Genomic DNA, 26,887 nt, shown 5'->3' with positions numbered 1-26,887 from the left:
TGAAGTATCCGGCGGCCGGATTGGTCATATAGAAATCTTCGTGCATTTCGGACACGACGTGAATCCCGCTGCGGGTGACGTTACGGTCGAGGTCCCCTTCGCCGTAGCTGCACGGCAGCGTCATCAGTGTCGAACCGTCGCGGATCACCACGATCTGGTGCGAGGACGCCTCGGCCTTGACAATCTGCGACCGCCCGATGGCGAAGTCGCTGGTCATGTCCGCGGCGCCGTAGACCCCCTCGCCCATCCTCAGCCCGTACAGCTTGGCGTCGAGATGAATCTTGGTGCCCGGTTTCCAGTATTCGCGGGGCCGCCAGTGCACGCGCGATCCGTCGTCCTCACCAAGCCACGCCCAACTGCCCTCGGTTTCGGGTGTGGTGGTGACCTTGAGGACCTTCTCGACGGCGGCCTTGTCGTCGATGGTGCTGTCGAACTTGAGGATGAGCGAAGCGGCGATGCCCACTTCCTGGCCGTCGGCGACGTTGATGACCACGTTGGGCTGCGCGTCGGGGGTGAGCGTGGTGAACCTGCCGCGCACCTTCACCGGCAGGTTGTCCGAACCCACGGCCGTGCCGCGCCAAGTGTAGGTGGCGCCGTAGCCGAGCGGTTCGGTGATCGTGTAGGTGGTGCGGTCGTCGGACAATTCGCCCTTGACGGCCACACCCTGCGGGTTCAGCAGCTTCACGTCCGGGTTGAACGTACCTTTACTCGCCTTCACCGAGAACTCGTCCGTCGGGTTGGGGGCGTCCGGCGAGGCTAGGTCCGGGGTGTAGGCGACCGACACCTTCGGCTTCTTGGGCCCGGTGTCCTTCTTGTCGTCGTCGGATCCGGTGCCGCACGCCGCCGCGACCAGCCCGGCCACACCGATGCCCGCCGCGACCAGCACTGTGCGTCGGTTGAGGTGCGGTTGATCCGGGTGACACTGCCAGTTCATCCCATCAAATCTACCGGCGAACCATGCGTGTCACGCTATGTGCGACGGTGCAATTGTGCCCTGAGTGGCTGAAATCACGACTCGCACCACCCCGATCCCGGCAAGACCGGCACCGAGATCGACACCCGACAGATCGCGCTACTCGGCGAAACCGTCCAGGACCGCCCGTGAGCCCGACAATCCGAGACGGGTGGCTCCGGCATCGATGAGTGCGGCGGCGAATTCGGCGGTCCGGATGCCGCCGGATGCCTTGATCTCGGCGCCGTCGCCGACGGCCGCGGCCATCAACTCGACCGCCTCGACGCTCGCCCCGCCGAGCGGATGAAAACCGGTGGAGGTCTTGACGTAGTCGGCGCCGGCGGTCACCGCCCGCTTGCACACCTGCGTCACCGCATCCGGACCCGAAAGCTCCAGCAGCGCAGCCGATTCGATGATCACCTTCAGGACCTTCTCCCGCCCGATGGCCTCCCGCACGGTCAGGATGTCGGCGAACACCTCGTCGTAGTCGCCGTTGACCGCGGCTCCGACGTCGATCACCATGTCGATCTCGTCGGCGCCGGTGTCGACGGCCAGCCGCGCCTCGGCCGCCTTGACCAGCGAATGATGCTTCCCCGACGGGAATCCGGCGACGGCGCAGGTATACACGATCCCGGTGTCGATCGGCAGCATCGACGGTGACAGACACACCGAGAACACCCCGAGGTCGACGGCCTCGGCGATCGCGGCCTCGGCGTCCGCGCGGGTGGCCTCCGGTTTGAGCAGCGTGTGGTCGACGATGGCCGCGACGTCGCGGCGCGGATAGCGGGTGATGAGATCGGTGTCGGTCACCCTGAGGTCGTTGTTGGTCACACAGTCGAGCTTGGCACACTTGACGATGTGACTTCACCGACCGGGCCTTCGTCCTCAAGCCCCTCGTTTTCCGGCCCTTCATCTTCGGGTACAGACCGCTACGTCCTGACCCTCGGCTGCCCCGACACGACGGGCATCGTCGCCCGGATCTCCGGATTCCTGGCCGACATCGGCGGCTGGATCACCGAGGCCGGCTACCATTCGGACCCCGATTCGGGATGGTTCTTCACCCGGCAGGCGATCCGCGCCGACGCCGTGACGCTGACCCGTGACGAGATCGCGGCCAGATTCCAGACCGAGGTCGGCGACCCGCTCAACGCGGAATGGAAGCTCACCGACCCCGCCGCGGCCAAGTCGGTGGTGCTGCTGGTGAGCAAGGAATCGCACTGCCTGATCGACCTGCTCGGGCGCGCCCACCGGGGTGAACTGCCCGCCACGATCAGCGCAGTCGTCGGCAATCATGCCGACCTGGCCGAACTGACCGAACGGTTCGGCATCCCGTTCCACCACGTACCGTTCACCGCCGAGCGCAAGGCACAGTCGTTCGCGCAGGTCGCGAGCATCGTCGACAGTTACCACCCGGACGCGGTGGTCCTGGCCCGGTTCATGCAGATCCTGCCGCCCATCCTGTGTGAGGCGTGGGCGGGCCGGGCGCTCAACATCCACCACAGCTTCCTGCCCAGCTTCGTCGGCGCCCGCCCCTACCATCAGGCGTTCGCGCGGGGCGTCAAACTGATCGGCGCCACCTGCCACTACGTGACCGCCGACCTCGACGCCGGACCGATCATCGAGCAGGACGTCATTCGCATCGACCACAGTGATTCGGTCGCCGACATGGTCCGTCAGGGCCGCGACATCGAAACCCTGGTCCTGGCCCGCGGCCTGCGCTGGCACCTCGAGGACCGCGTTCTGGTCCACGGCCGCAAGACCGTCGTCTTCAGCTGAGAATCAGCCGCACTTCACGGTGTTGCCGGCGACGGTGTTGTTGTCGGCGATGAGTTTGACGTCGCTGCCCGACACGGTGAAGTCGACGCCGGTATCGGTGACCTTGAGGTTGTCGATGCTCACCTCGTCGAAGAAGGTCCCGAACATGGTGGTGGTGACCTCGTCGACGATCTGCTGGGCGAAGTCGGACGGCACACCGAAGATGAAGGCGTTGGCCTTTTGCACCTCGAAATGCGGTTTGCCGTCCTCGACGACCGGTTTGATCGTCGTCGACACCGGGATCGACAGGAACAGTGCCTTCACGCTGGCCTCGATGGACACGGTGCCGTCGGCGGCGTTGCCCGACACCTTGGTGATCTCGCCGGCACTGAGCAGACCCCCGCCGCCCGACTGATTCTGGTCCTGAGCTTGTTCGCCGAGTTCGGTCACCCGGTCGAAGGGGACCGATCCGGTGCCGTCGAGACTGCGGATCGTCGTGTCGTCACCGGAGCGCTGGATACCCTCGGCCCGGGCGTGCAATGTCATGCCGGTGCCGGATTCGTTCTTGGTGTCGACCTGCACATACGGGAACTCGTTGCTCATCGCCTGTAGCAGGACCGGTTTCTTGGACAGGGCGACGTTCGTCGGTGAGCCCGTCAGGTCACTGAACGCCTTCTCCATGCAGCTCTGTGCGCGATTGCGGAAGAACAGTTCGCTGCCGACGAGCCCGATCACCAACACCAGCGCCAACGTCGCCGACGTCCAGGCGAGGATCTTGCCGCGGTTGCGCCGCGACGGCGAACTGGCGACCACACCACCACCGTGTCCGGCCGGCGGCGGGGTCTGCCCGCCGAGATGCGCGGTGTCCTCACCGTGGTCGAACGGCGTGGTCGGCACCCGGCCGGCGCCTTCGACCTGGGAGTATGCCTGAGTTCCGCTGAACGCGGACTGCGGTTCGATCTTCATGGTGCCCGTGTCGTCGGTCCGCACCGGCGCGGACCCGGGGATCGTCGGCCGCGACGCCGTGGCCGCGAACCGCGAATCCGGTGATTCGCTCACATCCGAACCGCGCGCGGTCTTCCCGAAATCGACCGGTCCGGTCTCGTACGGCGGCACGTCCAGGTTCACTTGTTCGACGCCGCGCAGGGTCTGATCCGGATCCGCCGGCCCGGTACCGTGCACGGTGCGATCGGGGTCGACGGGCTGGGTCGCGTTCTCCTGAGTGGGCGACGATCCCGGTCCGTCGACGGCTGCAGAACCGTCGAGGGTGTCCTCACCCGCGGCGGTCCACTGATCAGGGTCGCCGACCGTCGCGTCGGGCCGGTGTTCATCACTCATACGTCGGTCCTAGATTCTCCGGTGGCAGGGTTCGGGACGGGTGCCTGCCGCGTCCTCGCTCCCCGCCCAGTTCTCGTCGTCATCAGGCACGTCAGGCCCGGGTACCTACGGACAACGTCAGAACGCCAGACGAGGTTCCGTGATGTGCTGCTCGTTGTCCAGGACGGCCAGCGCGGTGCGGGCCTTGCCGACAGCGGCGAGGTCGATGTCGTGGACGCCGACCTCGGGAGCGCTGCCGTATTCGGCGACCACGCTACCGAAGGGATCTGTGATGCGGCTGTGTCCGATTCCGGTGGGCGCCCCGGACGCCGCGACCTGCGGATCGGCCGGTTCGGCCTGCCCGACGGCCGCGACGAACGCGGTCGAGTCGAGCGCCCGCGCGGTGGCCATGGTCTGCCACTGATGCACTTTGCCCGGCCCGGCCCCCCACGACGCCGGCACGACGATCAGATCAGCGCCGGCGCGGGCAAGGGTGGTGAACAGCCGCGGAAACCGGATGTCGTAGCAGGTGGCCAGGCCGACGCGGCAACCGGCGACGGTGATGATCACCGGTTCGGCGCCGGGCGCGACGGTCCGTGATTCGGCGAACCCGAACGCGTCGTACAGGTGAATCTTGTCGTAGCCCGCCCGTTCCCCGTCGGGTGTCACGGCCAGCAGGGTGTTCTTCACACGATCACCGTCGGGCGTGAACATCCCGGCCACCACCCCGACCCCGTTCCGCGCCGCGATCTCGGCCACCCCGTCGGCCCACGGCCCGTCGAGCGGCTGCGCGATCGGGCCGAGCGACACCCCGAACCGGCACATCGTCGCCTCCGGGAACACCACAAGTTCGGCCCCTCCGGCCGCCGCCCGTTCGGTGGCCGCCGCCACCAGTTCCAGATTCTCCGCGGGATCGGTACCGGAGCTGATCTGCGCCATCGCAACTCGCATGACCACCAGGATATGCCGCCCGGCCACGTAGCGAGTTCGCCCGCATCAAAGGAAACGGAGCCACCCTCTTGATCCCTGCAGCCGATACGACGAACGAGCGACCAAATCTCCTTGATCCCTGAGGCCGAAGCGACGAAGGAGCGAGGGTCACGAAGGGTCCGGTGACCCGAGGCTCCTGACCGCACCCCACGGAACCGTCAGCACATTGTCCCGAGTCGGCCGCCGACTCACCCGCACCGGAACCCCCGACTCCCGCAGCAACGCCAGCGCCTGCCGCCACCGGACCCGCGGCCCGAACGGGGCGAAGCCGGCGGCCATGTCCCAACACCGATCGGCGGCGGCCAGCAACTCGTGGACAGGTTCGCCCGGCACATTGTGATGGATAAGCACCTTGGGCAGCCGTTCGGCCAGCTCCGACGGATATCCGGTATGTGCGGGCGACCAACTGAAGGTGAGCGACCGCGGCCCGTCGGCGTCGAGCAGCACCCAGCAGCAGCGCCGCCCGATCTCATCGCACGTACCCTCGACGATCAGCCCGCCCGGTGCCAGCGCCGACCGCATCTGCCCCCACGCGGCCTCGACCTCGCCCTCGTCGTACTGCCGCAGCACATTGAACGCCCGCACGAGCGTTGGCCGCAGCCCGGCGAGTTCGAAACCGCCGAGCGCGAACCGCACCCCGTCACGGGGTTCGACGATCCGATCGCGGTCGATCTCCAACCCCACCATCTCCAGATCGGGCGCGACGACACGCAACCGGCCGGCCATCTCCACGGCCGTATCCGGACGGGCCCCATAACCGAGGTCGATGACCAGCGGACGCGCATGACCGGTCAGCGCGGCAACGACAGCCGGCTCATGCGCCATCCAACGATCGACGCGGCGCAACCGGTTGATGTTGGTGGTGCCGCGGGTGATGCGCCCCGATGCCCGGGCAGCGCTCACAAGTTCTTGACGATCCAGTCCTTGGCGTAGGCGGCCTCCGCGCGGAACAGGTCGACGAGGTTGACCAGCATCAGCTGTTCGAGCTTGCCGGCGACGAACGGCACGAAGACCTTGACCTCGCTGGTCTTGCGCAGGGTGCAGCCGGTATCGGTGGGGAACAGTTCCTGCCAGCCTTTGAGGCTGCCCGGTCCCGCCGGGATCGACGCGGTGTAATCGCCCTTGGTCATACCCGGATCGAAGATCCCCAACGATTCCTCGCGGGTGATCACCATGTCCTTCTTGAGGACGGTCTGTGCGATCGGCGGCAGTTGGTCGCGGCCGATGGTCTGCTGCAGGACCACCTTGAGGCCCGAATCGTCGGAGGTGAAGTCGACCACCTCACATTTGGGCGAGAACATCTCGAAACCCGCCATCATCTCGTACCAGTACCGCGGTGTGGTCTGCGCCCGATAGACCTGTTCCGCGGGGTACGGGTAGCGCGCGGAGTAGCTGAGCCGTCTTGCCATGCGATTCAGGCTACAGTGGCCTACCCCTGGCTTCTGTTTCGGCTTTCCCAGCTGATGGTCTCGTCGCGTTCGCTGTTGAACAGGTCCACCAGCTCATTCTTGACGATTCTCTCGATCTTGCCGCCGACGAACGGTATCGACACCTTGATCTCTCCGCGGTACAGCGTCGACGCCTTGTCACCGGAACTGATCTGGCTCCCCGTGATGCCGGCCGACACCCCGGACACGCTCGCCTTGGTGTCGCCGCTGATGTTGCCGCCCGCGTATTTGAGGGTGAAGCGGCGCGGAATCTTCAGATCGCCCCGGCGGACGGTGGTGATGATCGACGGCAGTTTGGCTTCCGGGATGCTCTGGGTCATCGCGACGGTGACGGTGTCGCCGGCGCGGGTGAATTCCTCCAGCACACCGTAGTCGCCGTTGATCTCCTTGAGCAGATCGATCCAGTAGTTCTCGACGGAGAACAGTTCCCACAGTCTGGCGGTGGAGAACGGGTAGTCGACGGAATGCTCGAACCTGGTGGCCATGGCCGTAACGGTACCGCTCCAGCCGACGAAGTCGGCGAAGTTCATGACACTGGCCGCCGGTCATTAGGCTGACTTCGTGACCGATTCCTCGCTGCTCTTGTCCGGGCTGACCACGCTGCGCCTCGGCGGCCCCGCACGCGATGTGGTGCGCTGCGCCGATACCACCTCACTCATCGCGACCCTCGCTGCGCTCGACGACGCCGGCACCCCGGTGCTGATCGTCGGCGGCGGTTCCAACCTGGTGATCGGCGACGACGGTTTCCCCGGCACCGCGGTGGTCATCGAGAGTTCGGGATACACCTTCGCCGCCGATGAGGACGGTAAGCCGTACGTGAGCGCGGATGCCGGTCTGGAATGGGACACGCTGGTCGCCGCGACCATCGACAACGGCTTCGGCGGCCTCGAATGCCTGTCCGGGATTCCCGGTTCCACCGGCGCCACCCCGGTACAGAATGTAGGCGCCTACGGGGTGGAGATCGCCGACATTCTGCGGTCGGTCGACGTCTATGACCGTGCCACCCGCACCGCCGGCACCCTGACCCCGGATGATCTCGAACTCGGTTACCGCAGCAGCATTCTCAAGTATCGCGCCGACAAAGTTGTTGTGGCGGTGTCGTTCTGGCTGACCCCCGACCGCCGGAGCAGGCCGCTTCGTTACCGGGAACTGTTCACCGCTCTCGGCGTCGACGCCGGACAGGACGCCGACGCTGCCGACGTCCGCACCGCCGTCCTGTCGCTACGCGGCGGCAAGGGCATGGTCCTGAACCCCGACGATCACGACACCTGGAGTGCCGGTTCGTTTTTCACCAACCCCATCGTCGACGCCGCCCGCGCGCCGGAGATCCTGGACCGGATCAGGACCCGCCTGGGCAAGGACGTGACGATCCCGCAGTACCCGGCCCCCGATGGCGCGGTGAAACTCTCCGCCGGCTGGCTGATCGAACGAGCCGGTTTCGCCAAGGGCCACCCGGGCGAACATGCTCCCGCCCGCCTGTCCACGAAACACACACTCGCCCTGACCAATCGGGGACCAGCAACCACCGAAGACCTACTCACATTGGCCCGCGAGGTCCGCTCCGGAGTCCGCGACGCCTTCGGCGTCGACCTACATCCCGAACCGGTCCTCGTCGGCTGCGAAATCTAACGCGTGTCCGATCACTCGTCGTTGACGTAGCGGGCGGATACCGACCGCCCGAGCGCCGCGATCTCCGCGTCACTCTCCGGGATGAGTGTCGCGGCGTCCTTGCCGACCGAGGCCTCCGCGACCGCGGTGGACAGCAGCGGCTTGATCACCCGCAACACACCCACCCACCCCGGGCAGTACACGCGTCGTTTGCGTTTCTCGATCCCCTTGACGAACGCCTTCCCGCACTTGTCGACGGAGGTCGTCTTACTCAGTGGCGGGGGCAGTCTGCTGATCATCTTGCCGAATGACGGCAGGTCGGATTTGGCATCACGGACCAGCGGGGTGTCGATCCAGCTCATGTGGGCGCTGCCGACGGCCACGCCGAGATGGGTCACCTCCAGCCGCAGGGTGTTGGCGAAGTTCTCCACCGCCGCTTTCGACGCGCTGTAGGGGGCCATACCCGCCCCGGTGGCGAATGCCGCGAGCGAAGAGACGACGAGAACATAACCCCGGCGCTCGATGATCGACGGCAGAGCGGCCCTGACGGTGTTGAACACACCTTTGATGTTGATGTCGATCACCCGGTAGAAGGCTGCCGGGTCCACATTGAGAACACTTCCGTACGAGGCGATTCCGGCGTTCGCTACGACGACGTCCACACCGCCGAAACGTTCGGTGGCGGCGGCCACCGCCGACTCCATCTCCGCCAGATCGGTCACATCGGCGACGATGCCGAGCGCGTGCCCGGCGCCCAGTTCACCGACGACGCCGTCGAGCGCGCTGCGATCGACGTCGGTGAGCACGAGGTTCGCACCCCTGGCACGCAGTTGACGCGCCGTCTCGGCACCCACTCCGTTACCGCCACCGGTGATCAGTACGGTCTTTCCCGCAACGCTCATCCTGTCACGATAGCCCTGCGACGGCCGTCACGAAATAGGCGAAATCTCGGCCAGGACCTTGTCGAGGAGGATGTTGAAATCGTCCTCGGCCTCGATGCTCAGCATGTGGCCGACGCCGTCATAGGTGACGTAGTCACGCAGGGTTCCGTTGTGGCGCAACATTTCCGCCATGAAGTCCGCATGTGCGGGCGGGGTGAGACGGTCGGCGCTGCCGACGACGACGGTCACCGGGACCGTCAGATTCCGCAGGCCGCTGGTGACGTTCAGCTTGCCCATCGCCGAACCCCAGCCTGCGCGGGCACGGGCGCTGCAGTTGCACACCAGGTCGTCGACGAAGTTGACGTGTGCCACCCGAGCGTCGGGCCCGAGGGTCGCGTAATGAGCCACGCGATGCCCGACTGCGGTGCGTGGCAACGGGATCGGCGTCGAGGTGATCATCTTGGTCACCAGCGGCCGGAACGGTGTGGTGTAGCGCGGAAAAACCTGTGGCAGCACGTCGATGTTCTGCACCACGTCGGCCGCTGCGGTGGACACCAGAACCACCGACGACGCGATCTGCGCGACCCGGTCGGGGAACTGCTGCGCCCACGACATGATCGTCATCCCGCCCATGCTGTGCCCGACGAGAACGGCCTTACGTCCCGGTGGCACCACTTGGGAGAGCACCGCGTCGAGATCCTGTCCGAGGATGTCGACCGACAGCTTGCGCGTACCGAGTTCACTGCGGCCGTGCCCACGCTGGTCGTAGGCCACCACGGTGCGATCGCCGGAACTGCCGGCGAGCAGGTGGTTCAGCTGCGGATTCCAGTACTCGGTGGTGCACGTCCATCCGTGCACGAACACGATCACGTCCCGATCGGCCTGCTCCCGCGCGGACGGCCCATAGGTGACGACGTTGAGGCGGGTGCCATCGGCGGTGAGTACGGTCCCGGCCACGCGTTCAGCCGGTGATGCCAACTGGTCGTCGGGTCCGTCGTCAAGGGGCCGTGCACCGCGGATCGCCTCCCAGGTGATGGCCCCGAACAGCAACCCGACGCCCGCGCCGACACCCGCCGCAGCACCGCCGAGGAGCGCGGCGCCCCCGTAACCGATCACCGATTTACGTGTCACTTCATGCTCCTCATCCGATGCGGCCTATTCCGCCGCGCTCCCGGTATCCGGCTCCGGCTTATCGTCGGTGGGGCCATCGTCGACGGCCTGCCCCTCGACGGCCTGCCCCTCGACAGCCTGCCCCTCGACAGCCTGCTCGGCGGCGTCCCTGGTGGCCGACGGCGACGCGTTGAAGTACGTCGACGCCTCACCGATCGCCTTGGAGATCTGCTCGTCGAGCGCCTTGCGGAAGGTGGTCTCGACGATATCGTGCGCCATCGGCCGGACCGTCTGGATCAATTCAGCCATCTCTTTGATCGCCTTGTCCCCGAGATTGGGCAGATTCTCGTTGAAATACTTGTCGGTGATGATGGAGACAAAACTCTTCGCGACGTCGGCGAGGTCGTCCTGCACCCGCACCCAGCGGTCGAGCAGGACGTCAATCTCGATGCCGCTCTTGACCAGCACCTCGGCGCCTTCGAGGACCTCGGGGTTGCGGATGGCGTAATGCGCGCCGTCCTTGGTGAGCAGGCCGAGCTTCTGGCTGAGCGCGATGGTCCGGTCGCTGGCGCCGAGACTGTTGCGCAATTCGGTGATCGTGATGGTGGCGGCACGTTTGAAGTTGCGGAAGCGGCCCGATTTCGGCGTGCCCCGCAGCACCTGTTCCACTTTCATCCCATGATGGGCGGCGTGCAGCAGCTCACTGATCGTGGCGAACGTGTAGCCGCGGTCGAGCATCCCGGATATCAGTTTCAGCCGAACGAGATGTTCTTCGGAATACCAACCGGTGCGTCCGAGAATCTTCGGCGGCGGCAGCAGACCACGATCCTGGTACACGCGAATATTGCGGACGCTGACATCGGCCGCCTTCGCCAGATCGGTGATCCGGTACTCGTTCGCCACCGCGCAGACCTCTCTTCGCCTCATATGAGCACGCCCATCGCGAGCTTGCACGCTACTTCTTGCTGAACCAGGACTTGCCCTGGATCGCGTCGACGCGCGGCCGCACATCGACAAGGTAGACGAGCATAGCGACAACACCGATGATGCCGAGCATCCCGATGGCGCCGAACAGCCAGATGAACAGAGTTGCCGCGGCCAGGATCGACACCCAGAACACCTTGCTCTGGCGGTCGACGGCGGTAAACGCGTCGGGACGCTGGACCGCTGCGTGCGCCAGCGCGACGGCGGACGCGATACCGGCGGCAACGGTGATCAGCAGCAGGACGAGATTACGGCCATAGTCCAGAAACGATGCGATAGTCACGGGTCCACTGTAGTGACCCCCGGTGACCCGACGTGCCGGCTACTTGGCCGTCCGCTTCGCCGGTGCTGCTTTGCGAGCCGTTCCGGTGGCCTTCGCAGCCGGTGTCTGGGTCGCGGCGGCCTTCTTGGCGGGTGTCTTCTTCGCCGGCACCTTCTTGGCAGGGGCCGCCTTCTGGGCTGTTGCCTTCTGGGCTGCCGTGTTCTGGGCTGCCGCCGTCGTCGTCGCAGCGGCCTTCGCCGGGGCGGCCTTCTTGACCGGAGCGGCCTTCTTGGCGGGAGCCGCCTTCTTGGCCGCGGCGGTGCGGGCCGGAGCAGCCTTCTTGGCCGGGGCGCTCCTGACGGGCGCGGCCTTCTTCGCGGCCGCGGTCTTGGCCGGCGCCGTCTTCTCAGCCGCAGGCTCCTCGGCTACAGGATTCTCGGCAACATCCTTCTCGACAACCGGCTTCTCGACGACCGGCTTCTCGACAATGCTCTTCTCGACAACAGGCTCCACGGGAGCCGCAACCGCGAGCGGCGCAGGCTCGTCGGTCTCCCCGTCGGTGCCGGCCCCGCCGGACTTACCGGCCACCGGCAGCCCCAGGGTCGCGGCCCGCTCCTGCAGGGCCTTGAGGATCGCGGCGGCCACACCGAGGTACGCCTCGGCGACTTTGCGCAGTTCCTCGGGCGAGAACTTGGCGAGCAGTTCCTCGAACTCCTCCGGCAGTTCCACCGACAGCTTGTCCTTGGCCTTGTCGAACCGGGCCAGGGCCTGCGCCACCGCGTCATCGAAGGCGGCCTGCGCCGCTTCGAGCCGGGTCTGCGCGCTCTCCTTGGCGTCCTCGACCCCGGACGACAGCCTGCCGGCGACCTGCCCGCTGACGACCTCGCCCCGATCGCGGAGCTGTTCGACGATGTCGGCCACCTGACCGAATGCGGCGGTCAGTCGATTGTCGGTCATGTGTTGTCTCTTCCTCGTCGGTCTGGATCTTCCTGTCGCGATGCGAACTCCTGCAGCAACCCCGACTGGGCCGTTTCGGCGTTCTCCTTGCGGAAGGATTCGTAGATCTCCAGCAGCATCTGCTTCTGTCGTTCACTGATCGCGTCGTCGGCGATCAGTGCGTCGCGCACCGGGCTGGCCGGGCGCTCTTCCAGGATTCCCGCGCGAACGTACAGCACCTCGGCCGACAGGCGCAGGCCCTTGGCGATCTGTGCGAGCACGTCGGCCGACGGTTTGCGCAGGCCGCGTTCGATCTGACTGAGGTACGGATTGGACACCCCGGCCCGTTCGGCCAGTTGCCGCAGCGACACCTGGGCGGCGACCCGCTGTGAACGGATGAAGGTGCCGATGTCCTGCGCGGCGTGGGTGACCGCGTCCTGGGCGGCGTGCGCGACGGCGTCGACAGGGCCGCCATCGGCGACACCGGTTCCGTCGCCGTGGTTTGCTGACTCGTCGCCGGTGGCCGACTCGCCGTCCGTTGTCACCGTCACACTCGCTTTCTCATCGCAGGGTCCAGTATCCGCACGAGTGCTAACAAATGCAAGCAGTGGTGATCTGGTTCAACCCGGGTACACATCCGCCAATCCGATCACATGCTGTCAGAAGATCAGCACCGACACCGTATAGATGGCCAGCCCGGCCAGCGAACCGACGACTGTTCCATTGATCCGGATGAACTGCAGATCCCGGCCCACTTGGAGTTCGATCTTCTTGCTGGTCTCGTCCGCATCCCAGCCGCGCACCGTCTCGGTGATCACCGAGACGATCTCACGCGAATAGTTCTCGGCGATGTGCTTGCCCGAACGCGCCACCCAGCCGTTCATCTTCTCCTGCAGCGGCCGGTCGTCGCGAATCCGCACACCGAGCTGGACAACGGCGTCCGACAGCGAGTTTCGCAGCGTGCTGTTGGGGTCCTCGAGCATCTGCTCGATCACCGCCTTGCCGGTCTTCCAGGCCGTCGACGCCGCGTTGCCCACCTCGTCACGGCCGAGCAACTCGTTCTTGATGGCCTCGAACCGCGCGATCATCTCCGGATCGTGCTGCAGATCGTCAGCGAAGTCGCGGACGAAGGTGTGCATCGACCGACGCACCGGATGTCCGGGGTCGGCGCGCACCTTGTACGTGAAGTCGACCAGTTCGCGGTAGATCCGGTCGCCGAGCAGCGTGTTGACGAACTTCGGCTTCCACGACGGCCCCACGTCCTCGTCGATGATCCGGTCGATGAGCCACTGGCTGCCCAGCGCCCAGTCGTGCGCCTTGTCGCAGGCGAGCTGGAAGACCGGTTCGAGCCTGTCCTCGGTGATCAGCTGTTCGAGCACCCGCCCCAGCGGCTGCGCCCACTGCGGTTCGCCCGCCCACTTGATTGCGTAGGTGATCAGCCCTTCGATGTCCTCGTCGCGCAGCATCTCCGCCGCGAGGGAGAAGCCCCGTGCCACCTCATCGGCGATCCGGTCGGAATTGGCCGGATCGGCCACCCATGTCGACAATCTGCGCGGCAGTTCCAAGGTGTATGCCCGATGCTCGATGACCGCGGGTGTCATGAAGTTGTCCTCGATGAACCCGCCGAGCTGATCGCCGATGTCGTCCTTCTTCTTACGGATCAGCGCCGTGTGCGGGATCGGCAGCCCCAGCGGATGCCGGAACAGAGCGGTCACCGCGAACCAGTCGGCGAGGGCACCCACCATCCCGGCCTCCGACGCGGCGCGCACATAGCCCACCCACGCCGCGACGTCGTGGCCGTCGCGATGTTCGAGATACCTGGTGAACAGGTAGATGATCGCCGCGACCACCAGACATCCGGTGGCGACGACCTTCATCTTCGTCAGGTCCCGGCGACGTTGTGCGTCGGCGGCGCTGTCGCCCAGGGCAAACGCTGTCGACGGCGGGGCCGGGGGCTTCGTGGGTGCAGGGCTTACGTCCTGTATCTGCCGCATTGGACCAGTCTTGCGCACCAGCCACTACGCTTGCCACGTGGCCACCCGTCCCAGTCCCGCAGCCGCGGCCCGTGCAGCAGTTTCCGCGGCCGGCGCGATGACGCGCAGCATCGAACAGGTGTTGCTGGCCAACATCACGGCCGCCCGCGGCGATCAGGACGGCAAGACCGACGGCCGCAAACTGCGCTGGGAGCAGCATCGGCTCACCCGGCGCACCGATCTGATCGACGGGGCGATCGGCGCGGTGCACGAGCTCGGCGCCGACGTCGGCATGGACGACATCGCGACCCATATCGGGGTGTCCAAGACGGTGCTGTACCGCTACTTCACCGACAAGAACGACCTGCGCCTGGCGATGGCCGCGCGGATCTTCGAGTCGACCATCCTGCCGCGCCTGACCTCAGCCATCACCGACGATGCGGACGAGTACTCGCTGACCCGGACCGTGATCGAGGTGTATGTCACCTCCGTGGCCGACGAACCCAATCTGTACCGATTCGCCCTGACCTCGCAGTCCGGCGACGCCATGATCAGCGCCGACTCGGAGAAATTGGTCATCGAGCTGATCACCGTCCTGATCACGATGCGGCTCACCGAACGCGGCGCCGACATCTCGGGCGTCGGGGTGTGGGCGCACGCGCTGGTCGGGTCGATCACCCGTTCGGTCGACTGGTGGATGGCCGAGGGCGGCGATTCGGTCGGCGAGGTGATCGACTATCTGACGATGTTCGTGTGGAGTTCGATCGTGGGCATCGTCGCCGTCAACGGATCACGTGAGGAGTTCCTGGCGGCCCCGCCGCGGATTACACCCCCGTGATCTGAATTTCCTCCACCGGCGGCCGGACTCCGCGAGTAGAACCTGTTGGCAGTATCAGTTCGCACGCGTCTGAAGGGATGCACATGTCACGACACCGCAAGCCAGGATGGAACGCAACCGCCACCGAGGCGCTCCGGGTCGGCGCGACCGGACCGATAGCCGAGTTCGACGCCGAGTCGACACCCGGTTTCGACGGCGACAAGGAGTTCGGCGAAAGCCTGCTCGCCGAACGCGGCCAGGTCATGGCCGACCTGCAGGAACTGCTGTACGCCAACGGACGGGCGGGCGACAACCGTTCGGTGCTGCTGGTGCTACAGGGCATGGACACCGCGGGCAAGGGCGGCATCGTCCGGCACGTGGGCGGTCTCGTCGACCCACAGGGGCTGACGATCAGGGGTTTCGGCAAACCCACCAAGGAAGAACTCGAACACGACTTCCTGTGGCGTATCCGCAAGGCGCTGCCGCCCGCGGGCCGGATCGGCATCTTCGACCGCTCCCACTACGAGGACGTGCTCCCGGTGCGCGTGCACAATCTGGTGCCCGAGTCGGAATGGTCGGGGCGCTACGAACTGATCAACGCGTTCGAATCCGAACTCGTCGCCGCGGGCACCACCGTGATCAAATGCGCGCTCGTCGTGTCCAAGGACGAGCAGAAGGCGCGGCTGGCCGAACGGCTCGAACGCCCCGACAAGTACTGGAAATACAATCCGGGCGACATCGACGAGCGCGGGTTCTGGGACGACTACCTCGAGGCGTATCAGGCGATCTTCGACAAGACGGACAAAGACTCGGCACCCTGGCACCTGATTCCCGCCAACAAGAAGTGGTTCGCCCGGCTCTCGATCTGCGAACTCCTGATCGAGACCCTGGAAAACCTCGAACTGGACTGGCCCAAAGCCGATTTCGACATCGAGACCGAGCGCGCCCGCGTCGCCGCCCTCGACTGAACCACACTGACTACAAACACCCCCGTGGTCTCAAAGACCACGGGGGTGTTGTTGCTACGCGAAATTACTTGGCGGCCGGGGCGCGCTTGGCCGGAGCCTTCTTGGCGGGAGCCTTGCGGGCCGGAGCCTTGGTGGCGACGTCGGCAGCAGCCTCTTCGGCGTCGGCCTTGACCTTGGCGCCGGCGTCCTCGATGGCCACAGCGGCCTCTTCGAGCTTCTCGGCAACACCTTCGGCGGCCTCTTCGACGGCTGCGGCGGCGTCGACGGTCTTGCCGCTGACGGTGCCGGCCAGCTTGGCGGCACGCTCACCGACGGCGCGGGTCTGGGTCGAGACGACGCCCAGGGCGTCCTCGGTCAGCTCGACGGCGTCGTTGTAGACCTTCTCGGCGCGCTCGATGTTCTCGGCGACCAGCGGCTGGGTGCGCAGACGGTCGAGAGCCTCTTCGCCGCGCTCGGCCAGGCCGTTGTAGAAGGTGGTGGCCAGGGCGACGTAGGCGTCGACCTGCTCCTTGACCTCATCGGCGGTGAACTTGCCCTTGAGCTCTTCGAGGCTGGCCGGAACCTCTTCGGGCAGCTCGTTGAAGCGAACCTTGGCCTTTTCGAAGCGGGCCTGGGCGTCTTCGGTGGCGGCTTCGGTGCGCTCACGCAGCGAGGCGACGGCCTCGTTGAGCTGGGTGAGGGCCAGATCGCCGGCGCCGACGACTGCGTAGAGGGGGGTGGCGAGAGTGGTCATGTCGAACTCCTTAGGTCCTGTACCCTTTACCCTTCAACTCACGGGCCCGGATGCGGTCCTCGTGCGCCTACCGAAGTGGCGGGGTTGGGCGGTGGGTGTTTTTCTGACCTCTCCACGGTAAGCGCGCATTGCTAGCAAATGCAAGCGCCTAGCTAGCATTGTGGCTGACCTCACCGAGCGGCACTGGAGGGGGCTGCGCCATAGGTGTGGAATCCGCGGCCCGATTTCTTGCCCAGATGACCCGCGTCGACCATGCGCAGCAACAGTGGCGGCGGCGCGTACAGGGGTTCGCGGAACTCCTCGTACATCTTGTCGGCGATCGCCTTGACGGTGTCCAGGCCCACCAGATCGGCCACCTTCAGCGGCCCCATCGGGTGCGCGCAGCCGAGAGTCATCCCCTTGTCGATGTCGTCGACAGAAGCAAATCCGCTCTCTGCCATACGAATTGCCGACAGCAGATACGGCACGAGCAACGCGTTGACGATGTACCCGGACCTGTCGTCCGAGTGCACCACCTGCTTGCCGAGGACGTCGTGTGCGAAAGCCTCTGCGCGCGTGGATGTCTCGGCCGTGGTCAGCAGTGTGCCCACCAACTCGACCAGCGGCAGCACCGCGACCGGATGAAAGAAGTGCATGCCGATCACCCGGCCGGGGTCGGCAGTTACCATGCCCAGCTTGAGGATCGGGATCGACGACGAACTCGACGCGAGCACCGCATCGGGATCGGTCACGATCGCATCGAGTTCGGCGAACAGGCCGGTCTTGACGCTCTCGTCCTCGACGACGGCCTCGATGACCAATTGCCGGTCGGCGAACGTCGTCAGGTCGGAGGTGAACGTCAGCCGCCACGACGCCTGGTCGCGTTCGCGTGCGGTGATATTGCCGCCGGACACACCGCGATCGAGCGAGCGCAGCACACGGGCCCGGCCGTCGGCGGCGAGTTCGGGGGTCCTGTCGTAGACCAGCACGTCGGTGCCCGCCCGGACGCAGACCTCGGCGATGCCGGCACCCATCTGACCGGCGCCGACCACGCCGACCCTGCAGATCGCCTGGGGCGTCACGGCGGCTCCTCGCTGAAGGCAATCGGTACAGGCGGGACAGACAGGTCACGGTCACCCGCACCCGTATATGACAAGCGCCTGGGCGCGGATATGACAGCGCCGGGGCAGGCGGGGAAGTCCCGCCCACCCCGGCGTGTCAGCTGGGCGTCACGTCGCGATCGGTAGGCATTCGACCTCGACGCGACGTCGGCAGTCTGATCGGAACCGCGGTGCACGGCTCCGGTCGGCAACTCCTAGTGGAACTGGCCCTCTTCGGTCGAGCCCTTGAGCGCTGCGGTCGAGGTGTTGGGATCGACGGTGGTAGCGATCCGGTCGAAGTAGCCGGCGCCGACCTCACGCTGGTGCTTGGTGGCGGTGTAGCCACGGCTCTCGGCGGCGAACTCGCGCTCCTGCAGGTCGACGTATGCCTTCATCTGCTCGCGGGCGTAGCCGTAGGCCAGATCGAACATCGAGTAGTTGAGGGCGTGGAAGCCGGCCAGGGTGATGAACTGGAACTTGAAGCCCATCGCGCCGAGCTCGTTCTGGAACTTCGCGATGGTCGCGTCGTCCAGGTGCTGCTTCCAGTTGAACGAAGGCGAGCAGTTGTAGGCCAGGAGCTGGTCGGGGTACTCGGACTTGACGGCCTCGGCGAACTGCTTGGCCAGCTCGAGATCGGGCTTGCCGGTCTCCATCCAGATCAGGTCGGCGTAGGGAGCGTAGGCCTTGGCACGGGCGATGCAGGGCTCGATGCCGTTCTTGATGCCGTAGAAGCCCTCGGAGGTGCGGGTGCCGTCGAGGAACGGACGGTCACGCTCGTCCACATCGGAGGTCAGCAGGGTGGCGGCCTCGGCGTCGGTACGGGCGACGACGACGGTGGGGGTGTTGGCGACGTCGGCGGCCAGACGGGCCGAGGTCAGGGTGCGGATGTGCTGCTGGGTGGGGATGAGCACCTTGCCACCGAGGTGGCCGCACTTCTTCTCCGAGGCGAGCTGGTCTTCCCAGTGGGTGCCCGCGGCGCCGGCCTTGATCATGGCCTTCTGCAGCTCGTAGACGTTGAGGGCGCCACCGAAGCCGGCCTCGCCGTCGGCCACGATCGGCACGACCCAGTTGTCGACCGAGGTGTCACCCTCGACGCGGGCGATCTCGTCGGCGCGCAGCAGGGCGTTGTTGATGCGCTGGACGACGCTCGGCACCGAGTTGGCCGGGTAGAGCGACTGGTCGGGGTAGGTGTGGCCCGAGAGGTTGGCGTCACCGGCGACCTGCCAGCCGGAGAGGTAGATGGCCTTGAGGCCGGCGCGCACCTGCTGCACGGCCATGTTGCCGGTGAGGGCACCGAGTGCGTTGATGTAGCTGTCGTCGCCCTTGGTGACACCCTCCCAGAGGATCTCGGCGCCGCGGCGAGCGAGGGTGTGCTCCTCGATGACGTTGCCCTGCAGCTCGGCGACCTGCTCGGCGCTGTAGTCGCGCGTGATGCCCGCCCACCGGGGGTTGGTGTCCCAGTCCTGCTGGATTTCCGCGGCTGTGCGGGGCTTTCCGACGTTGCTCATTGCCTACTTCGCTTTCTCAATGTCCTGCGATCAGCTCTTGCGAGCCGCTTGCCTGAGGAGACGGCCGACACAGCACTGCGCGTTCGATTTGCGAATCCGCGGTGGGGTGCCGGTGATGTCTGAAACGAGGTTGCCACAAAGAAAACTCGCAGGTCAAACACCTGACGAATGCGAATCGGAGCCACAGTCGGGCAAAATTTTGCAAAGTTTGCGAAGCTGGAGATGTGAAATCGACGGGACGGAGAATAAAAAAGTACGCGCGTACTGGGATTTTGGTGACCGGTACCCGGGCGCCGGCCCGGCACCCTGCTTACCGGGCGGTAAGCCCGACTCCGCCCTCCCTCGATCAATCATGTGAGCAAGCTCACACTACGCGACGTCGCTGATCCGATGGGCAAAATCACCACAGGGACCGGCAAAACCCACGCCCGGCCGTTCGTCGGCGCTCGCCTGCGCAGACTCCGCTCCGAGCAGGGCCTTTCGCAGATCGCGCTGGCCGGCGCGCTCGGCATCTCACCGTCGTACCTGAACCAGATCGAGCACGACGCCCGGCCGATGACCGCCAAGGTCCTGGCGAAGATCACCGAACGCTTCGGCGTCGACGACGGCTTCTTCGACGCCCAGGACGACATGCGCCTGATCGCCGAGCTGCGCGAGGCGCTGTTCGACGACGACGTCGACGCCCCCGCAGAGGCCACCGACGCGCAGGCGATCAGCGGTCTGGTCGCCTCGCACCCGGCGATGGCGCAGGCCATGGTCAACCTGCACCGGCGCTACCGCATCGTCACCGACCAACTCGCCGCGGCCACCGACGAACGCGGCGACCGCAGCAGACGCGGCACCATCACCGCCCCGCACGAGGAGGTGCGCGACTTCTTCTATCAGCGGCGCAATTACATCCACGAGCTCGACGTCGCCGCGGAGGAGATGACCAGCCGGATGCGGATGCATTCGGCCGACATCCGGCGCGGTATCGCCCAGCGCCTGAGCGATGCGCACGGCGTCACAATCGTCACCCGCGTCGACATGGGCGATCACGTGCTGCACAACTTCGATCCCGAGACTCGCAGACTCGACATCTCCAACGCGCTGTCGGCGGGCGGGCGCACCTTCCGGCTCGCCGCCGAACTCGCCTACCTGGAGTTCGGCGACCTCCTCGACGGACTCGTCGCCGAGGGCAACTTCTCCGACGACACCTCACGCTCGCTGGCGCTGACCGGCCTGGCCAGCTACTTCGCCGCGGCGGCAATCCTCCCGTACGGCCAGTTCCACGGCGCCGCGGAGGATTTCCGCTATGACATCGAACGCCTGTCCGCCTTCTACGCAGTCTCCTTCGAGACGATCTGCCATCGGCTGTCCACTCTGCAGCGGCCGAATCTGCGCGGCATCCCGTGGTCGTTCGTCCGCGTCGACCGGGCCGGCAACATGTCCAAACGCCAGTCCGCGACCGGCTTCCACTTCTCCTCCAGCGGGGGCACCTGCCCACTGTGGGCGGTGTACGAGACCTTCGCCTCCCCCGGCAAGATCCTCACCCAGATCGCCGAGATGCCCGACGGCCGCGACTACTTCTGGGTCTCACGCACCGTCGAGCGCCGCGCTACCCGCTACGGCCAGCCCGGCAAGACGTTCGCGATCGGCCTGGGCTGTGAATTGCGCCACGCCGGCCGCGTCATCTACTCCGACGGCCTCGAGATCGGCCCGCAGGCCAGCATCACCCCGATCGGCGCCGGCTGCCGCGTCTGCGAACGCGCCAACTGCACCCAGCGCGCCTTCCCGCCCCTCGGCTCGACGCTGCGCATCAACGAACACCGCAGCAGCGTCTCCCCCTACATGAACTGACCCCACCCGGCCATCATCACAGCTTTGTAACTAGCGGTCCGTTCCCACACCGGCACCAATCCACACCAATAAAGTGCGACTTCGCGCCACCTCGACTTTCACGTGGCACCACAGGACGGGAGGCCGGATGCGGCGCGTTTCAGGGTTCACACGTGGCGCAGGCGTGCTCATCGTGGCGGCGACACTATGGATGTCGACGTCAGTCACCGCTTCGGCGGTGCCGCCCAACATGCGCCCGGTGCCCGAGCAGGTCACCAAGACCATCGACTCGGTGGTCCCGCCCGCACCGTATCCACGCCTCAAGACCATCCCCGACCGGGCGAAGGCGCCCGGCTATCCGCACAGCGTCCAGGAGTTGCGGGCGGCGATCCTGCCGTCGCCGGTGGGTGACGCATTCTTCGACGCGTGGCCCAAGAATCTGGCCGGCCAGAAGCCGGGCACCATTCTGCGTACCCGCGACGTCACGCGGGTAGCCGCGCCGCTGGTCACCGTACCCATCCGCTACGCGCAGCAGATCAAGTTCGTCAGCACCGATGCACTGGGGCAGCCGTCGTTCGGAACCGCCACGCTGGTCGTCCCCCGTTCCCGGTGGACCCGCGGCGGCGCGCGCCCCATCGTGGTGAATAATCTGCCGATCGATTCGATGGGCACCAAATGCACCTCGGGTTACACGCTGGCCCACGGCTTCAGCGGCGACACCAACACCACCGACTTCTTCCCGCCGACCACCCAACTGTCCCTGCACCGCGGGTATGCGGTGATCGTCCCCGACCATCAGGGACCGCGGATGGCCTACGCCGAACCGACCACCGCCGGACACATCGTCCTCGACTCGATCCGAGCCGTATCCAACTACGATGCAAAGGCTTTCAGCGATTCCCGAGTCGGGATGACCGGTTACTCGGGCGGGGCTATCGCCACCAACGGCGCCACCAAACTCGCCGGCGAGTACGCCCCCGACATCGCGCCCCGACTCGTGGGGGCGGCGATGGGCGGCGTTCCCGCCGACTACCGGATCCTCTCGGCCAGCATGAACGCCAACCTGGCGACCGGTCTGTTCCACGAGGCCATGTTCGGGGTGGCCCGCGAACGTCCCGAACTGCTCACCCTCGCCAACAATGCGACGAAGTGGCTGGTGACCTCACCACTCAAGGACGGCTGCGCCACCTGGGGAATCCTGGGCGGGCTGACGTTCATGCCGTCACAGCTGCTATCGAACGACAATGATCCGTTCAATTCACCTGTGGCCCAGCATATTTACAAGATCACCCAGATGGCCGACAAGAAGTCGGTGGTACCGCTGTATATCTACCAGGGCGCCCAGGAGTTCTGGATTCCGCCCGCCGGCACCCGCAATCTGTTCGCGCAGCAGTGCCGGCTCGGCGCCAACGTCACCTACCGCGAGGTCCCCGGCGAACACTTCCTGGCGACGGTCACCGGATTTCCCGACGCCCTCACCTGGCTCGACAACCGCCTACAGGGCAAACCCGCCCCCAACAACTGCTGACGGCGGTGAGGCCGGCTTTCAGCGCAGGTCAGTAGCGCGGACGGGTGGTGCAACCCCACACGATCGTGCGTCCGCCACCGGCCTTGCTCTTGGCCAGACGCTCGGCGCGAGCGCGCGTCGGCGCGTATGAGTAACCCCAGCGCCGGGTGTATGGGTTCTGTGCGGCCGCACCGCAACTGTTGTCCATGGTGACTGCCCAATCACAGTCGTACGCACCACATTTACGGATCGCGGCCCGCCTCGCCGAAGCGACCGTCGGGTAGTCGACCACCACCGACGCGTTGCCGGTTTCCAGCGAGATCGCGATGGCGCCGTACCAGTGGCCGTCACGTGCCTGCGCCTCGCCCGGACCGGTGGCGATCAGCCCCGTCGCAGCCATTCCGACGGCCATCGTGGCGAGGCCTGCTCGCACCGCGGTGGACTTGCGTGGCAGAAGATTCATTTCGTTAGCCTTCCGAGCGAAGTATTGGGACCCGTCGACAATACGCACAACGCACGGGGGTTCTGAGCATCCCCATCCGCATGTTCCATTGTTCGACCGACACTCAGACGCCACATTCATCCACCCGAAGGATATCGACCGAATCGGGCGAGGTCCGGCGAAGCAGTTGCTGACCCCTTCAGCTGGTTGAGGTGCGAGGAGCGTAAGCGACAAGCCTCGAAACCTCGTGAGCGGACAATGTAGTCTCACCTCGGTTTCGAGGCTCGCGGGGCTCGCACCTCAGCCGGCGTGCGGGTTGCGGTATCTCAGTAGACGAGCAGGCGGATGTTCTCCGAAACCAGGGCGGGCTTCTCGACGCCCTCGATCTCGACAGTGTTGGTGACCACCACGTTCACCCCGGCCTTGGTCTCCTCGACGGAGGTGATGACGGCGTTGGAGCGGATACGCGAGCCCACCGGCACCGGATGCGGGAAGCGCACCTTGTTGGCGCCGTAGTTGATGACCATCTTGGGGCCCTCGACGGTGAAGATGCCACCGGCGATCACCGGGAGCAGCGAGAGGGTGAGGTAACCATGGGCGATGGTGGCGCCGAACGGCCCCGACTTCGCCTTCTCCACGTCGACGTGAATCCACTGGTGGTCGCCGGTGGCCTCGGCGAAGGCATTGACCCGCTCCTGCGTGATCTCCAGCCATTCACCCGACCCGAGGTCGGTGCCTATGGCGGCGCGCAGCTCATCGACGGAGGTGAATACTTTCGGTTCAAAATCAGTCATGCACCAAGACTAGTGGCCCTCATCACCCTGCCGACCGCGGGTGCGAGGAATCATCACCGCTCAGAACGGATCGTTGGACTTGGCGCAGCCGGATGCGACGATCTGACCGTTGGCGGTACCTTCCTTCGCCGCGCGCTGGGCGGCGAGGACGTTACTCGCATTCGCCGACGACGACAGGCCGGTGTACGGGTTGACCGCCACGGCGGCACAGTCGTCGTTCATGCGGGCGACCACCTTGCAGTCGGTCGCGCCGAGGGTCGCGCACTTGTTCTTAGCTGATCTCGATGCCTTCTTGGCCGACGACTTGCCGGTGGACACTCCGTATCGCTTGGTCTGCTTCGAGTAGGCGATGGCTCCGTACGGTCCGTCGGCGGCGTGTGCTTCGGCCGGTACCCACAGCAGGCCACCGGCCACCAGAGCCGCGGCAGCGGCACCTGCACCGAACCGTGCGGCCCGTCCGCTTCGTGGTGAACTCATCAGTGATCCCTCCGGTCGGCACATGTGTTTTCCCATCGTAACGGCCACGGTCTCGATCGCCCATCCGTCGGCTACCGTGGCCCCCATGAGCACACCTCGTATCGAACCCGGCGGTTTCTGGCAACTCGGGCCGTTCAACTGGGCCTTTTCGCAGGCGGCGGCGAGGGTGATCGGCGTCGATGATGCCCGGATCTTCTCGACGCTGGGCCGGTCAAAGGGCCTGTTCCGGGGGTGGCTGTACTTCAGTTCGCGGATGATGCCGTTCGGCAAACTGTCCCGCAAGGACACCGAGATGATCATCATCCGGGTGGCGCATCTGCGGGGCTGTGACTACGAGCTCGACCATCATCGCCGGCTCGGCAAGCGGGCCGGCGTCACCGACGGAGAGTTCGCCGACATCATCGAAGGTCCCGACGCAGGTTGGGGCGATCGGGAGCGGTCGATGCTGCTGGCCGTCGACCAGCTGGTCACCACCCACGACATCGACGATGCCACCTGGTCGGCGCTGGCCCGGCACCTCGACGAACCGCGGCTCATCTCGTTCACGCTGCTGGTCGGGCAGTACGACTCGCTGGCCACCACCATCGGCACGCTGCGCATCCAGCGGGATACTCGCCGTGGGTAGTGACAGGCAACCCTTAGATGATTTAGAGTAGTTCTAATCCTCTAAATCGAGAGGTTCGCCGCAACCATCAGGGAGCGCATCATGAGCGACACCCCCACCAGTCACACCCCCGCGGGCGATCTGCCCCTTGCGGGCCGCAAACCCGAGGACATGCCCGGCCACTGGCTGCTCGCCCGCCTCGGCAAACGAGTTCTGCGACCGGGTGGCCGCGCCCTCACCGAACAACTGCTCGACGACGCCCGTCTCGCCGGCGCCCAGGTTGTGGAACTGGCCCCGGGCCTCGGCAAGACGGCGGTGTCGATCCTGGGTCGCAGCCCGGCCGGATATATCGGCGTCGAAGCCGATCCGGCCGCCGTCTCGCTCACGGCACAGGCCGTCGGCAGCCGGGGCCGGGTTGTCGAAGGCGACGCCGCCGCCACCGGACTCGACGACGCGTCGGCCGACGCCGTGATCGGCGAGGCGATGCTGACCATGCAGTCCGACCGCGCCAAGGCCGCCATCGTCGCCGAGGCCCACCGGGTGCTACGTGCGGGTGGCCGGTACGCGATCCACGAACTCGCTCTCAACCCCGACACCCTCGGCGACGATGAGAAGACCGAGATCCGCAAATCGCTGGCCCGCTCCATCAAGGTCAACGCCCGCCCACTCACCGAGCAGGAGTGGCGAAAACTGTTCACCGACAACGGCTTCACCATCGAGAAGGTAGCCTTCGCACCGATGGCTCTGCTCGAACCGCGGCGGGTCATCGCCGACGAGGGGGTGCCGCGCACGCTGCGCTTCGTCGCGAATGTGGTCCGTAACCCCAAGGCCCGCAAGCGTATTCTCGGGATGCGGGCCACGTTCAGCAAGTACCGCGACAACCTCGCGGCCATCGAACTCGTCGCCGTCAAGGACGCGGCGTGACGGCCGACACCGCACCGTTCACCGAGATCACCGGTTTGAACGATCCCGAACAATCGCCGGCGGATTCGGCGCGGCCGAACATCTCGGTGATGTACCGCGGCGATGACGTCGTCGTCATCCGGCTCGTTTTCCGTGCCGGACAGAAGATGCCCGATCATCGTGCGGGCAAACCGATTCTGGTCCTCGGGCAATCCGGTCGAATCGACTTCACCATCGGAGACAGGCACATCGATCTCGAACCCGGCTCCGCCGTACACGTCGAGGCCAAGGTCACCCATTCACTGCACGCGACCACCGACGCCGTCGCCACCCTGATGGTGCTCGAATCAAGCGGATCATAGTGGGCCCCAGCATGTCCGGCGATCCGCGAACCACCGTGCTCGGGATACTACGGATGGCCGAGGAACCGGTCACGGCGGCGCAGGTGGCGCAGCAACTCGGTGTGCACGTCACCACCGCCCGCTTTCACCTGCGTAATCTCGTCGACGACGGCAAGGCGGCGTCGGTGGTGCTGCGGTCGGAGTCGGCGGGCCGGCCGCGTACCGGGTACGTCGCCGTCAACGAACTGGCCGTCGACAATCTGCTGAGTATTCTGCTCGGCCACCTCGGTGGTTCTCCGGAGGAACGAGAGCAGACCGGGGTGCTGGCCGGGAGACAGTGGGCGGCAAAGGTTCTCGCCGGTACTGCGCCTGCCGACCCGGCGATGTTCCCCGACCCTGCAACCGTCACAGCCGACGCGCTGCGCGCACTCGGCTTCAAAGTGTCGAATGTGCTGAGCGCGTTCGGAACCCACGAGATCACCATGTGCTCGTGCCCGCTGCGGCAGGTTGGCACCTCGCATCCGGAGATCGCTCGCGGAATAGCCCGCGGCGCCGTCGAATACGCCATCGAGTCGAGTTCACCCGCACTCGCCGGACAGTACGGGGTACACGTGATCCCGGCACCCGACGGTGACTGCGAGATCACACTGCGCCTGGCCCGGTCCGCCGCATTCAACTGA

The 26,887-nt window shown here is 66.1% G+C and carries 30 protein-coding genes; 10 read left to right on the top strand and 20 right to left on the bottom strand.

Going from position 1 to position 26,887, the window contains the following annotated elements:
• On the bottom strand, positions 1-934 hold a 934-nt coding region (locus KDB67_RS11820), incomplete at its 3' end, for an Ig-like domain-containing protein (RefSeq protein ID WP_291015929.1).
• A 138-nt stretch (positions 935-1,072) separates the two neighbouring features.
• Positions 1,073-1,762, bottom strand: a complete 690-nt coding sequence (gene deoC / locus KDB67_RS11815) for a deoxyribose-phosphate aldolase (protein ID WP_291015941.1) — start codon at positions 1,760-1,762, stop codon at positions 1,073-1,075.
• 48 nt (positions 1,763-1,810) lie between these two features.
• Between deoC and purU the strand changes: the two genes are divergently transcribed.
• On the top strand, positions 1,811-2,728 hold the full coding sequence (gene purU, locus KDB67_RS11810; RefSeq protein WP_291015927.1) for a formyltetrahydrofolate deformylase: 918 nt from the start codon (positions 1,811-1,813) through the stop codon (positions 2,726-2,728).
• A 3-nt stretch (positions 2,729-2,731) separates the two neighbouring features.
• Here purU and KDB67_RS11805 read toward each other — a convergent pair whose 3' ends face one another.
• From KDB67_RS11805 to KDB67_RS11785, 5 genes are all read right to left on the bottom strand, one after another.
• The gene (locus KDB67_RS11805) at positions 2,732-4,045 is read right to left on the bottom strand and encodes a hypothetical protein (RefSeq protein WP_291015926.1); all 1,314 of its coding nucleotides are present in this window, start codon (positions 4,043-4,045) and stop codon (positions 2,732-2,734) included.
• A 117-nt stretch (positions 4,046-4,162) separates the two neighbouring features.
• Positions 4,163-4,975, bottom strand: a complete 813-nt coding sequence (locus tag KDB67_RS11800; protein WP_291015925.1) for a carbon-nitrogen hydrolase family protein — start codon at positions 4,973-4,975, stop codon at positions 4,163-4,165.
• Between the two features lie 147 nt (positions 4,976-5,122).
• Positions 5,123-5,890 carry a class I SAM-dependent methyltransferase gene (locus KDB67_RS11795; RefSeq protein ID WP_291015939.1) on the bottom strand — a complete coding sequence of 256 codons (768 nt, stop codon included), beginning with the start codon at positions 5,888-5,890 and terminating at the stop codon, positions 5,123-5,125.
• Between the two features lie 23 nt (positions 5,891-5,913).
• Positions 5,914-6,423, bottom strand: a complete 510-nt coding sequence (locus KDB67_RS11790; RefSeq protein WP_291015924.1) for a DUF2505 domain-containing protein — start codon at positions 6,421-6,423, stop codon at positions 5,914-5,916.
• Positions 6,424-6,443: 20 nt separating this feature from the next.
• A complete protein-coding gene (locus KDB67_RS11785; RefSeq protein WP_291015923.1) occupies positions 6,444-6,947 on the bottom strand; it encodes a DUF2505 domain-containing protein in 504 nt (167 codons plus the stop codon).
• 76 nt (positions 6,948-7,023) lie between these two features.
• Here KDB67_RS11785 and KDB67_RS11780 point away from each other — a divergent pair, with 76 nt between their 5' ends.
• The gene (locus KDB67_RS11780) at positions 7,024-8,091 is read left to right on the top strand and encodes a UDP-N-acetylmuramate dehydrogenase (RefSeq protein WP_291015922.1); all 1,068 of its coding nucleotides are present in this window, start codon (positions 7,024-7,026) and stop codon (positions 8,089-8,091) included.
• Between the two features lie 11 nt (positions 8,092-8,102).
• Here the strand turns inward: KDB67_RS11780 and KDB67_RS11775 are convergent, their stop codons facing one another.
• The 7 genes from KDB67_RS11775 to KDB67_RS11745 all read right to left on the bottom strand — a co-directional run bounded on the left by KDB67_RS11775 (position 8,103) and on the right by KDB67_RS11745 (position 14,237).
• Positions 8,103-8,972, bottom strand: a complete 870-nt coding sequence (locus KDB67_RS11775; protein ID WP_291015920.1) for an SDR family oxidoreductase — start codon at positions 8,970-8,972, stop codon at positions 8,103-8,105.
• Positions 8,973-8,999: 27 nt separating this feature from the next.
• A complete protein-coding gene (locus KDB67_RS11770) occupies positions 9,000-10,082 on the bottom strand; it encodes an alpha/beta hydrolase (RefSeq protein WP_291015918.1) in 1,083 nt (360 codons plus the stop codon).
• 24 nt (positions 10,083-10,106) lie between these two features.
• Positions 10,107-10,964 (bottom strand): MerR family transcriptional regulator, encoded by an 858-nt coding sequence (locus KDB67_RS11765; RefSeq protein WP_291015917.1) that lies wholly within the window; start codon positions 10,962-10,964, stop codon positions 10,107-10,109.
• Positions 10,965-11,016: 52 nt separating this feature from the next.
• Positions 11,017-11,328 (bottom strand): DUF2516 family protein, encoded by a 312-nt coding sequence (locus tag KDB67_RS11760; protein ID WP_291015916.1) that lies wholly within the window; start codon positions 11,326-11,328, stop codon positions 11,017-11,019.
• A gap of 39 nt (positions 11,329-11,367) precedes the next feature.
• Positions 11,368-12,264: a heparin-binding hemagglutinin gene (locus KDB67_RS11755; protein ID WP_291015915.1), complete on the bottom strand. Its 897-nt coding sequence runs from the start codon at positions 12,262-12,264 to the stop codon at positions 11,368-11,370.
• Complete coding sequence (locus tag KDB67_RS11750) at positions 12,261-12,794, bottom strand: helix-turn-helix domain-containing protein (RefSeq protein ID WP_291015914.1); 534 nt, start codon at positions 12,792-12,794, stop codon at positions 12,261-12,263. Before KDB67_RS11750 ends, KDB67_RS11755 begins: the two co-directional genes overlap by 4 nt.
• 108 nt (positions 12,795-12,902) lie before the next feature.
• A complete protein-coding gene (locus tag KDB67_RS11745; protein WP_291015913.1) occupies positions 12,903-14,237 on the bottom strand; it encodes a DUF445 family protein in 1,335 nt (444 codons plus the stop codon).
• Between the two features lie 37 nt (positions 14,238-14,274).
• Here KDB67_RS11745 and KDB67_RS11740 point away from each other — a divergent pair, with 37 nt between their 5' ends.
• Positions 14,275-15,054 (top strand): TetR/AcrR family transcriptional regulator, encoded by a 780-nt coding sequence (locus tag KDB67_RS11740; RefSeq protein ID WP_291015912.1) that lies wholly within the window; start codon positions 14,275-14,277, stop codon positions 15,052-15,054.
• A gap of 83 nt (positions 15,055-15,137) precedes the next feature.
• A complete protein-coding gene (locus tag KDB67_RS11735; RefSeq protein ID WP_291015910.1) occupies positions 15,138-16,001 on the top strand; it encodes a PPK2 family polyphosphate kinase in 864 nt (287 codons plus the stop codon).
• 64 nt (positions 16,002-16,065) lie between these two features.
• On the opposite strand, the gene KDB67_RS11730 is transcribed toward KDB67_RS11735, so the two are convergent.
• The 3 genes from KDB67_RS11730 to aceA all read right to left on the bottom strand — a co-directional run bounded on the left by KDB67_RS11730 (position 16,066) and on the right by aceA (position 19,321).
• Positions 16,066-16,734: a heparin-binding hemagglutinin gene (locus tag KDB67_RS11730; protein ID WP_291015908.1), complete on the bottom strand. Its 669-nt coding sequence runs from the start codon at positions 16,732-16,734 to the stop codon at positions 16,066-16,068.
• Between the two features lie 170 nt (positions 16,735-16,904).
• Positions 16,905-17,795 (bottom strand): 3-hydroxybutyryl-CoA dehydrogenase, encoded by an 891-nt coding sequence (locus tag KDB67_RS11725; protein ID WP_291015906.1) that lies wholly within the window; start codon positions 17,793-17,795, stop codon positions 16,905-16,907.
• 233 nt (positions 17,796-18,028) lie between these two features.
• Complete coding sequence (gene aceA / locus KDB67_RS11720; RefSeq protein ID WP_291015904.1) at positions 18,029-19,321, bottom strand: isocitrate lyase; 1,293 nt, start codon at positions 19,319-19,321, stop codon at positions 18,029-18,031.
• Positions 19,322-19,711: 390 nt separating this feature from the next.
• Between aceA and ramB the strand changes: the two genes are divergently transcribed.
• Together ramB and KDB67_RS11710 are read left to right on the top strand one after the other, a co-directional pair.
• Positions 19,712-21,160 carry an acetate metabolism transcriptional regulator RamB gene (ramB, locus tag KDB67_RS11715; protein ID WP_291015937.1) on the top strand — a complete coding sequence of 483 codons (1,449 nt, stop codon included), beginning with the start codon at positions 19,712-19,714 and terminating at the stop codon, positions 21,158-21,160.
• 127 nt (positions 21,161-21,287) lie between these two features.
• Entirely contained in the window at positions 21,288-22,667 is a 1,380-nt protein-coding gene (locus KDB67_RS11710; protein WP_291015903.1) for a lipase family protein, read from the top strand.
• A 28-nt stretch (positions 22,668-22,695) separates the two neighbouring features.
• Here the strand turns inward: KDB67_RS11710 and KDB67_RS11705 are convergent, their stop codons facing one another.
• The 3 genes from KDB67_RS11705 to KDB67_RS11695 all read right to left on the bottom strand — a co-directional run bounded on the left by KDB67_RS11705 (position 22,696) and on the right by KDB67_RS11695 (position 24,359).
• Positions 22,696-23,109: a DUF4189 domain-containing protein gene (locus KDB67_RS11705; protein ID WP_291015901.1), complete on the bottom strand. Its 414-nt coding sequence runs from the start codon at positions 23,107-23,109 to the stop codon at positions 22,696-22,698.
• Between the two features lie 305 nt (positions 23,110-23,414).
• Positions 23,415-23,882, bottom strand: a complete 468-nt coding sequence (locus KDB67_RS11700; RefSeq protein WP_291015900.1) for a MaoC family dehydratase — start codon at positions 23,880-23,882, stop codon at positions 23,415-23,417.
• Between the two features lie 60 nt (positions 23,883-23,942).
• Positions 23,943-24,359, bottom strand: a complete 417-nt coding sequence (locus tag KDB67_RS11695; protein ID WP_291015898.1) for a DUF4189 domain-containing protein — start codon at positions 24,357-24,359, stop codon at positions 23,943-23,945.
• Between the two features lie 85 nt (positions 24,360-24,444).
• Here KDB67_RS11695 and KDB67_RS11690 point away from each other — a divergent pair, with 85 nt between their 5' ends.
• The 4 genes from KDB67_RS11690 to KDB67_RS11675 all read left to right on the top strand — a co-directional run bounded on the left by KDB67_RS11690 (position 24,445) and on the right by KDB67_RS11675 (position 26,887).
• Complete coding sequence (locus tag KDB67_RS11690) at positions 24,445-24,984, top strand: carboxymuconolactone decarboxylase family protein (protein ID WP_291015896.1); 540 nt, start codon at positions 24,445-24,447, stop codon at positions 24,982-24,984.
• 81 nt (positions 24,985-25,065) lie between these two features.
• Entirely contained in the window at positions 25,066-25,887 is an 822-nt protein-coding gene (locus tag KDB67_RS11685; protein ID WP_291015894.1) for a class I SAM-dependent methyltransferase, read from the top strand.
• Positions 25,884-26,228, top strand: a complete 345-nt coding sequence (locus KDB67_RS11680; RefSeq protein ID WP_291015892.1) for a cupin domain-containing protein — start codon at positions 25,884-25,886, stop codon at positions 26,226-26,228. Before KDB67_RS11685 ends, KDB67_RS11680 begins: the two co-directional genes overlap by 4 nt.
• Before the next feature lie 11 nt (positions 26,229-26,239).
• Positions 26,240-26,887 (top strand): helix-turn-helix domain-containing protein, encoded by a 648-nt coding sequence (locus tag KDB67_RS11675; protein WP_291015890.1) that lies wholly within the window; start codon positions 26,240-26,242, stop codon positions 26,885-26,887.

The sequence above is a fragment of the Gordonia sp. (in: high G+C Gram-positive bacteria) genome (assembly GCF_020438995.1).
Classification (GTDB): domain Bacteria; phylum Actinomycetota; class Actinomycetes; order Mycobacteriales; family Mycobacteriaceae; genus Gordonia.
Note: the sequence above shows the minus strand (reverse complement) of the source record. Positions and strands in the feature narration are given on the sequence as shown.

Bases quoted from the DNA above. Each gene is read 5' to 3' on its own strand.
- KDB67_RS11805 (WP_291015926.1), bottom strand. From the start codon at position 4,045: ATGAGTGATGAACACCGGCCCGACGCGACGGTCGGCGACCCTGATCAG.
- KDB67_RS11800 (WP_291015925.1), bottom strand. From the start codon at position 4,975: ATGCGAGTTGCGATGGCGCAGATCAGCTCCGGTACCGATCCCGCGGAG.
- KDB67_RS11790 (WP_291015924.1), bottom strand. From the start codon at position 6,423: ATGGCAAGACGGCTCAGCTACTCCGCGCGCTACCCGTACCCCGCGGAA.
- KDB67_RS11785 (WP_291015923.1), bottom strand. From the start codon at position 6,947: ATGGCCACCAGGTTCGAGCATTCCGTCGACTACCCGTTCTCCACCGCC.
- KDB67_RS11775 (WP_291015920.1), bottom strand. From the start codon at position 8,972: ATGAGCGTTGCGGGAAAGACCGTACTGATCACCGGTGGCGGTAACGGA.
- KDB67_RS11755 (WP_291015915.1), bottom strand. From the start codon at position 12,264: ATGACCGACAATCGACTGACCGCCGCATTCGGTCAGGTGGCCGACATC.
- KDB67_RS11745 (WP_291015913.1), bottom strand. From the start codon at position 14,237: ATGCGGCAGATACAGGACGTAAGCCCTGCACCCACGAAGCCCCCGGCC.
- KDB67_RS11735 (WP_291015910.1), top strand. From the start codon at position 15,138: ATGTCACGACACCGCAAGCCAGGATGGAACGCAACCGCCACCGAGGCG.
- KDB67_RS11730 (WP_291015908.1), bottom strand. From the start codon at position 16,734: ATGACCACTCTCGCCACCCCCCTCTACGCAGTCGTCGGCGCCGGCGAT.
- aceA (WP_291015904.1), bottom strand. From the start codon at position 19,321: ATGAGCAACGTCGGAAAGCCCCGCACAGCCGCGGAAATCCAGCAGGAC.
- ramB (WP_291015937.1), top strand. From the start codon at position 19,712: ATGGGCAAAATCACCACAGGGACCGGCAAAACCCACGCCCGGCCGTTC.
- KDB67_RS11710 (WP_291015903.1), top strand. From the start codon at position 21,288: ATGCGGCGCGTTTCAGGGTTCACACGTGGCGCAGGCGTGCTCATCGTG.
- KDB67_RS11705 (WP_291015901.1), bottom strand. From the start codon at position 23,109: ATGAATCTTCTGCCACGCAAGTCCACCGCGGTGCGAGCAGGCCTCGCC.
- KDB67_RS11700 (WP_291015900.1), bottom strand. From the start codon at position 23,882: ATGACTGATTTTGAACCGAAAGTATTCACCTCCGTCGATGAGCTGCGC.
- KDB67_RS11695 (WP_291015898.1), bottom strand. From the start codon at position 24,359: ATGAGTTCACCACGAAGCGGACGGGCCGCACGGTTCGGTGCAGGTGCC.
- KDB67_RS11690 (WP_291015896.1), top strand. From the start codon at position 24,445: ATGAGCACACCTCGTATCGAACCCGGCGGTTTCTGGCAACTCGGGCCG.
- KDB67_RS11685 (WP_291015894.1), top strand. From the start codon at position 25,066: ATGAGCGACACCCCCACCAGTCACACCCCCGCGGGCGATCTGCCCCTT.
- KDB67_RS11675 (WP_291015890.1), top strand. From the start codon at position 26,240: ATGTCCGGCGATCCGCGAACCACCGTGCTCGGGATACTACGGATGGCC.